General features: G+C 69.1%; 7 protein-coding genes and 1 pseudogene. 7 read left to right on the forward strand and 1 reads right to left on the reverse strand.

The genetic code is table 11. The features are described 5' to 3' along the window. The 7 genes from QZH52_RS31375 to QZH52_RS31405 all read left to right on the forward strand — a co-directional run bounded on the left by QZH52_RS31375 (position 1) and on the right by QZH52_RS31405 (position 6,727). A complete protein-coding gene (locus QZH52_RS31375; RefSeq protein ID WP_301814994.1) occupies positions 1-1,551 on the forward strand; it encodes an AMP-binding protein in 1,551 nt (516 codons plus the stop codon). A gap of 84 nt (positions 1,552-1,635) precedes the next feature. Then, positions 1,636-2,844 (forward strand): ABC transporter substrate-binding protein, encoded by a 1,209-nt coding sequence (locus QZH52_RS31380; RefSeq protein ID WP_301814995.1) that lies wholly within the window; start codon positions 1,636-1,638, stop codon positions 2,842-2,844. Beyond that, positions 2,841-3,638 (forward strand): ABC transporter ATP-binding protein, encoded by a 798-nt coding sequence (locus QZH52_RS31385; RefSeq protein WP_301814996.1) that lies wholly within the window; start codon positions 2,841-2,843, stop codon positions 3,636-3,638. The genes QZH52_RS31380 and QZH52_RS31385 overlap by 4 nt, the downstream gene beginning before the upstream one ends. Continuing rightward, entirely contained in the window at positions 3,622-4,338 is a 717-nt protein-coding gene (locus QZH52_RS31390) for an ABC transporter ATP-binding protein (protein WP_301814997.1), read from the forward strand. Before QZH52_RS31385 ends, QZH52_RS31390 begins: the two co-directional genes overlap by 17 nt. A 21-nt stretch (positions 4,339-4,359) precedes the next feature. Further along, a complete protein-coding gene (locus QZH52_RS31395; protein ID WP_301814998.1) occupies positions 4,360-5,202 on the forward strand; it encodes a branched-chain amino acid ABC transporter permease in 843 nt (280 codons plus the stop codon). Between the two features lie 2 nt (positions 5,203-5,204). Further along, positions 5,205-6,137, forward strand: coding sequence for a branched-chain amino acid ABC transporter permease (locus QZH52_RS31400; protein WP_301814999.1), 933 nt, complete (start codon positions 5,205-5,207; stop codon positions 6,135-6,137). Positions 6,138-6,256: 119 nt separating this feature from the next. Then, positions 6,257-6,727, forward strand: coding sequence for a hypothetical protein (locus QZH52_RS31405; protein ID WP_301815000.1), 471 nt, complete (start codon positions 6,257-6,259; stop codon positions 6,725-6,727). A 73-nt stretch (positions 6,728-6,800) separates the two neighbouring features. Here the strand turns inward: QZH52_RS31405 and QZH52_RS31410 are convergent. Further along, a pseudogene (locus QZH52_RS31410) lies at positions 6,801-6,899 on the reverse strand (IS5/IS1182 family transposase); the annotation flags it as partial.

Here is a 6,899-nt window from a genome sequence, read left to right on the forward strand (position 1 = left end):
ATGGTCCCCACCACCCTCGATCTGATCCGCCGCGGCGCCGCCCAGCACGGGCCCCGCACCGCCCTCAGCTTCAACGGCCGCAGCCTGAGCTTCGCCGAGGTCGATGCGCTCAGCGCCCGGCTGGCCCACGCACTGCGCGCCCGCGGCGCCGAGCCCGGCACGCGCATCGCGCTGCTGGTCAACAACAGCCTCTACAGCGTGCCGCTCGACTTCGCCTGCGTGAAGGCGGCGCTCAACCGCGTCCCGCTCAATGCCCGGCTGTCACTGCCCGAGCACGTGCGCATGCTGCAGGACACCGGCTGCCGCCTGCTGGTGTTCGGGGCCGACCTCGCCGAGCGCGCCGCCGCACTGCGCGAGGCCCTGCCGGGCCTGGACTGCCATGGCCTCGATGCCAGCCTGCCCGGCGGCACCGACCTGATCGCCGCGGCCGCGCAGCAGCCGGCGCGCGACCCCGATCTTCAGGTGAGCGCCGACGACGTGATCCTGACCCTGTTCACCTCCGGCACCACCGGCACGCTCAAGGCCGCGCAGCACACGCAGGGCTCCTATGCCGCGATCTGCCGCAACGTGCTGCTGAACCTGCTGCCCGCGACGCCCGACGACGCGATGCTGCATGCCGCCTCGCTGATCCACGCCAGCGGCGTCTTCGTGCTGCCCTTCTGGCTGCGCGGCGGCCGCACCGTGATCCTGCCGGGCTTCGAGCCCGAGTCCTTCCTGGCCGCGATCGAGCGCGAGCGCGCGACCGCGATCAACCTGGTGCCGACCATGCTGCAGATGCTGGTCGAGACGCCGGCCATGGCGACCTGCAAGGTCGATGCGCTGCGCTACGTGATCTACGGTGCGTCGCCGATGCCGCGCCCCGTGATCGAACGCGCAATGGCGCTCTGGGGCCAACACCGCTTCTGGCAGTACTACGGCCAGACCGAGGTGCCGCTGTGCCTCGCAGTGCTGCGGCCCGAAGACCACCATGGCGAGCGGCTGGGCGCCTGCGGCCAGCCTGCCATCGAGGTCGAAGTGCGGCTGCTCGACGAGTCCGGCCACGACGTGCCGCCGGGCCAGCCCGGCGAGATCGCGGTGCGCGCGCCGTCGGCGGTGGCCGGCTACCACGCTGCGCCCGAGCTCACGGCAGAGACCTTCAAGCCCGACGGCTGGGTGCTCACGCGCGACGTCGGCGTGTTCGACGAGCACGGCTTCCTGTTCCTCAAGGACCGCACCTCTGACATGATCGTCAGCGGCGGCTACAACGTCTATCCGCGCGAGGTCGAAGAGGCGCTGCTCGCCCATCCCGCCGTGCGCGAATGCGCGGTCGTCGGCCTGCCCGACGACAAGTGGGTGGAGGCGGTCACCGCGGTGGTGGCGCTCGCGCCCGGCAATGCCGAAAGCGATGCGCTGGCGGCCGAGCTCATTGCACACGTCGCGGCCCGGCTGGCGTCCTACAAGAAGCCGCGGCGCGTGATCTTCACCGAGCAGATCCCGAAGACCGCGGTGGGCAAGCTCAACCGCCGCGCCCTGCGCGATCGCCTGCGCGCCGCATCCGATCCGCCGGCCTAAAGCGCGGCCGGTCGGCGCGGAACAAGAGACGGCAGAAGCCGTCCGCCGCCACACCGAACTGTCACACCACCCAGGGAGAGAACCATGCAGACACGCGACATTCGAAGGGCCGGCCGCTGGCTGGCCGTGGCCGTCCTCGCAGGCAGCGCCCTGCTGGCGCAGGCCCAGAAGCGCTACGACCCCGGCGCCACCGACACCACGATCAAGATCGGCAACACCATGCCGTACTCCGGGCCGGCCTCGGTCTACGGCACCGTGGGCAAGAGCGCAGCCGCCTACTTCCGCAAGGTCAACGCCGAGGGCGGCATCGGCGGCCGCAAGATCGAGTTCATCTCGCTCGACGACGCCTACAGCCCGCCGGTGGCCGTGGAGCAGACCCGCAAGCTGGTCGAGCAGCAGAAGGTTCTGCTGATCTTCGGCCCGCTCGGCACGCCCACCAATGCAGCAACGCAGAAGTACCTCAACATCAGGAAGGTGCCGCAGCTCTTCGTGAGCTCGGGTGCCGAGCGCTGGGGCGACCACCGCCAGTTCCCGTGGAGCATCGGCTTCAACCCCACCTACGTGACCGAAGGCCGCATCTACGCCGCCCACATCCTGGCCAGCCGGCCCGATGCCAAGGTGGCGGTGCTCTACCAGAACGACGAGTTCGGCAAGGACATCGTGCGCGGCTTCCTCGATGGCCTCGGCGACAAGGCCAGATCGGTGGTCGTGGCCCAGGCCAGCTACGAGGTCAGCGACCCCACGGTCGACAGCCAGATCATCAGCCTCAGGAGCTCGGGCGCCGACACGCTGATGAACTTCTCGCAGACCAAGTTCGCGGCCCAGACCATCCGCAAGATGGCCGCGATCGGCTGGAAGCCCGCGCACTACCTGACCAACGTGTCGAACTCGGTGGCGGCGGTGCTCAAGCCGGCCGGCGCCGAGCATGCGAAGGGGCTCCTCACCGCCACCTACCTGCGCGATCCGAGCGATGGCCGCGACACGCCGGAGGGGCGCGACTTCGCGGCCTTCATGAAGCAGTACTACCCCGAGGGCGACCCGAACGACACGCTCAACGTCACGGGCTACTCGATGGCGCAGGCGCTGGTGCAGCTGCTGACCCAGGCCGGCGACGACCTGACCCGCGCCAACCTCATGAAGCAGGCCGCGAGCCTCGACATGACCTTGCCGATGCTCTATCCGGGCATCCGCCTGAAGACCGGGCCCGACAACTTCTATCCGATCCGGCAGATGCAGCTGGTGCGCTTCGACGGCACCGGCTATGAGAAATTCGGCGACCTGCTCGGGCCGTGAACACGCCTTCAACCGGCGCGCCGCTGCTGCGCGTGCAGGCGGTGACGGTGCGCTTCGGCGGCATCGTGGCGCTCGATGCGGTGTCGTTCAGCGTCGAGGCCGGCCAGATCTGCGGCCTGATCGGTCCCAACGGCGCCGGCAAGAGCACCGTCTTCAATTGCCTCTCGCGCATCTACGACTGCGGCGCCGGAAGCATCGAGTTCGATGGCCGGCGCATCTCGACATTGCCGCGCCACCGCATGGCGGGCGAGGGCATCGGCCGCACCTTCCAGAACCTCGCGCTGTTCGGCAGCATGAGCGTGCGCGAGAACCTGCTGGTCGGCTGCCATGGCCGGCAGCCGGCCGGCTTCGTGGGCGCCCTGCTGCGCCTGCCCGGCGAGCGACGCACGGAGCGCGAGGCGCAGGCGAGGGCGGACGAACTGCTGCGCTTCCTGGCGCTCGAAGACTGCGCCGAGCGCATCGTGGCCGACCTGCCCTTCGGCACCCAGAAGCGGGTCGAGCTCGGCCGCGCGCTCTGCGGCCGGCCGCGCCTGCTGCTGCTCGACGAGCCGGCCTGCGGGCTCAACCATGAAGAGCTCGAAGGCCTGGCCGCGCTGATCCGCGAGATCCGCGACCGGCTGGGCGTCACGGTGCTGCTGGTCGAGCACCACATGGGCCTGGTGATGGCGATCTCCGACCAGGTGGTGGTGCTGAACTTCGGCCGCAAGATCGCCGAGGGCCCGCCGGCCGCGGTGCGGCAGCACCCCGAGGTGATCCAGGCCTACCTGGGAGGCGCCCATGCCGATGCTGCTTGAAGTCGAGGGGCTGCATGCGGCCTATGGCGCGAGCCGCGTGCTGCACGGCATCGGCCTGTCGATGCGGGCCGGCTCGGTCACCGCGCTGCTCGGCGCCAACGGCGCCGGCAAGACCACGACCCTGCGCGCGCTGTGCCAGATGGCTGTGCGCACCACGGGCACGATCCGCATCGGCGGCGAGCGCGCCGACGGCCGGCCCACCGAGCGGATCGTGCGGCTCGGCGTCGCCCACGTGCCCGACGGCCGCGGCACCTTCCTTGCGTTGAGCACCGAGGAGAACCTGCGCCTGGGCGCCTACGGGCGGCGAGACCGCGCGGGCGTCGCCGAAGACTTCGAGCGGGTCTACGGCTACTTTCCGCGGCTCAGGGAACGCAGCGGCCAGCAGGCCGGAACCTTGTCCGGCGGCGAGCAGCAGATGCTGGCGATCGGCCGGGCACTGATGTCGCGGCCGCGCCTGCTGCTGCTCGACGAGCCCTCCTTCGGGCTCGCGCCGCTGGTCGTGCGCGACATCTTCGAGATCATGCGGCGCATCAACGCGGAGCAGGGCGTCTCGATCCTGCTGGTCGAGCAGAACGCCGCGCTGGCGCTCGACATCGCCGATTCGGTCTACCTCATGGAGAGCGGCCGCATCGTGCTGAACGGCACGCCGCAAGAGGTCCGCGGCAATGACGCGGTGCGCCGCGTGTACCTCGGCGGCTGAGCACGAGCTCAAGGAGACAACATGCAAGCATTCCTGCACCAGCTGCTGGCCGGCCTGGCCACCGGCGGCATCTACGCCAGTGTCGCGCTGGCGCTGGTCATGATCTACCAGTCGACCCACCTCGTGAACTTCGCACAGGGCGAGATGGCGATGTTCTCCACCTACCTCGGCTGGGCGATGTTCGGCCTCACCGTGGGCCTGTCCTTCGTGATGGGCGCGCTGGTCGAGCGGATCGTGATCCGTCCGATGCGCCATGCGCCGGTGCTGTCGGTGGTGGTCGTCTTCATCGCGCTGCTGATGATCTTCCATAGCCTCGCCGGCTGGTTGTTCGGCTACACGATCAAGCAGTTCCCCAGCCCGTTCCCGGAGCGCGCCTGGTACGGCACGGCGCTCATGTCCGCGCACGAGGTCGGCGCAATCGCGATCACGCTCGCCGTGATGGCGCTGATCTTCGGCTTCTTCCGCTTCACCGCGCTCGGCCTCGCGATGCGCGCGGCGGCACAGAACCCGGTGTCGTCGCGGCTGGTCGGCATCGACGTCGGGTGGATGCTGATGCTAGGCTGGGGCCTGGCCGGTGCGGTCGGCGCGGTGGCCGGCATGCTGGTCGCGCCGGTGGTCTTCCTCGACCCCGGCATGATGGGTGGCGTGCTGCTCTACGCCTTTGCCGGCGCGCTGGTCGGCGGCATCGACAGCCCCGCGGGCGCGGTGCTCGGCGGCTTCATCGTCGGCGTGCTGGAGAACCTCATCGGCAGCTACGTGGTCGGCACCGAGCTCAAGCTCACGGTCGCGCTGGTGCTGATCGTCGGCGTGCTGATCGTGCGTCCGAGCGGGCTGTTCGGCCGGACCATCGTGGTGAAGGTCTAGCCATGCGCCTCGTCGAACGCACCGCCTTCGCGCTGCTGCTGTTGCTGGCCCTCGCCTTTCCCTTCCTGGCCGAGGGCTACGCCGTGTTCCAGGCCACCATGGTGCTGTCGTACGCGGTGGCGCTGCTGGGGCTTAACATCCTCACCGGCTACAACGGACAGATCTCGCTCGGGCATGGTGCCTTCTATGCCCTCGGGGCCTACACCGCGGCGATCCTCATGGACCGCTTCGGCCTGCCCTACTGGGCGACCATCCCGGCCGCGGGCGCGGTCTGCCTGGTGGCCGGCGTGCTGTTCGGCCTGCCGGCACTCAAGCTCGAAGGCCTGTACCTGGCGCTGGCCACCTTCGCGCTCGGCGTGGCGATGCCGCAGCTGCTCAAGTACAAGCACCTGGAGCCGTGGACCGGCGGCGTGCAGGGCCTGGTGCTGGCCAAGCCCGATGCGCCCTTCGGCCTGCCGCTCACGCAGGACCAGTGGCTCTACCTGTTCGCGCTGGCTGTGGTGGTGATCTTGTTCGCGCTGGCGCGCAACCTCCTGCACAGCGGCGCCGGCCGGGCGATCGTCGCGATCCGCGACCATCCGCTGGCGGCGCAGGCGATGGGCATCGACAACCGTCGCTACAAGGCCGGCGCCTTCGGCATCTCGGCGATGTACACCGGCATCGGCGGCGCCCTGTCGGCGATCGCGGTGCAGTTCGTGGCGCCCGACTCGTTCACGATGTTCCTGTCGATCTCGCTGCTGGTGGGCGTGGTGGTCGGCGGCGTCGGAACGCTCTCGGGCGCGCTGTATGGCGCCCTGTTCATCGTGTTCGTCCCGACCGCGGCCGAAAAGATCACCCAGTCCGCGCCCTGGGCGATCTACGGCGTGGTGCTGATCCTGTTCGTGTTCGTGATGCCGGGCGGTGTGGCGCGGCTGCTGCTGCGGCGGCAGCGCTGAGATACGGCCGCCGGCGCCGGGCCTGCCGCACATTTTCAGACTCCTCTGATCGTGGGCGCGGAGGAGGATCGGAACAATCCATTCCCATCGGCACCTCCATCTCCCCTGGATTTTCAACAATGAACCTTCGTCCCTACATCGCCCTGGCCGTTCTGGCCCAAACCGTCGGATGCGCCTCCATCGTCGGCGGAACGAACCAGAGCATTTCGGTGGCAACGCAGAATGCCGCCGGCCCGGTGGCCGGCGCGAGCTGCAAGCTCGAGAATGACAAGGGCGTCTGGTTCGTCACCACGCCCGGTTCCACGACGGTTCACCGCGCCTACGGCGACTTGAAGGTCAACTGCGACAAGGACGGCCACGAGCCGGGTGTCGCATCTGCAAAGTCGACCACCAAGGCGCTGGCGGCAGGGAACATCCTCTTTGGGGGCGTGATCGGTGCGGGCGTCGATGTGGCCACCGGCGCCGCGTACGATTACCCCGAACTCATCACGGTCGTTCTGGCATCCGTGGCAAAGGCGGAAGCTCCCGCGCCCGCGGTCGAATTTCCGGCGGTGGCACCGGCGAGCACTGGCACGCCCAAGGCCGAATAGATCGCATTGCACCAAGGTGCAGCAGCACACGCACCATGGTGCGAACACTTTTTCGTGGCTCTCGACTAAGAACTTATCCGTAAATTATGTTGACGTCGGCAGGTACCTTGCGGAAGGCAATGATGGCAGCGGCAAGGTGGTTGAGGGCGACGAAGCTGCGCTCGAGTTTCTC

The organism is Variovorax ginsengisoli, assembly GCF_030486595.1.
GTDB lineage: Bacteria > Pseudomonadota > Gammaproteobacteria > Burkholderiales > Burkholderiaceae_C > Variovorax > Variovorax ginsengisoli_B.

Coding starts and splice junctions, on each gene's coding strand:
- QZH52_RS31375 (WP_301814994.1), top strand. CDS start 1: ATGGTCCCCACCACCCTCGATCTGATCCGCCGCGGCGCCGCCCAGCAC.
- QZH52_RS31380 (WP_301814995.1), top strand. CDS start 1,636: ATGCAGACACGCGACATTCGAAGGGCCGGCCGCTGGCTGGCCGTGGCC.
- QZH52_RS31390 (WP_301814997.1), top strand. CDS start 3,622: ATGCCGATGCTGCTTGAAGTCGAGGGGCTGCATGCGGCCTATGGCGCG.
- QZH52_RS31395 (WP_301814998.1), top strand. CDS start 4,360: ATGCAAGCATTCCTGCACCAGCTGCTGGCCGGCCTGGCCACCGGCGGC.
- QZH52_RS31400 (WP_301814999.1), top strand. CDS start 5,205: ATGCGCCTCGTCGAACGCACCGCCTTCGCGCTGCTGCTGTTGCTGGCC.
- QZH52_RS31405 (WP_301815000.1), top strand. CDS start 6,257: ATGAACCTTCGTCCCTACATCGCCCTGGCCGTTCTGGCCCAAACCGTC.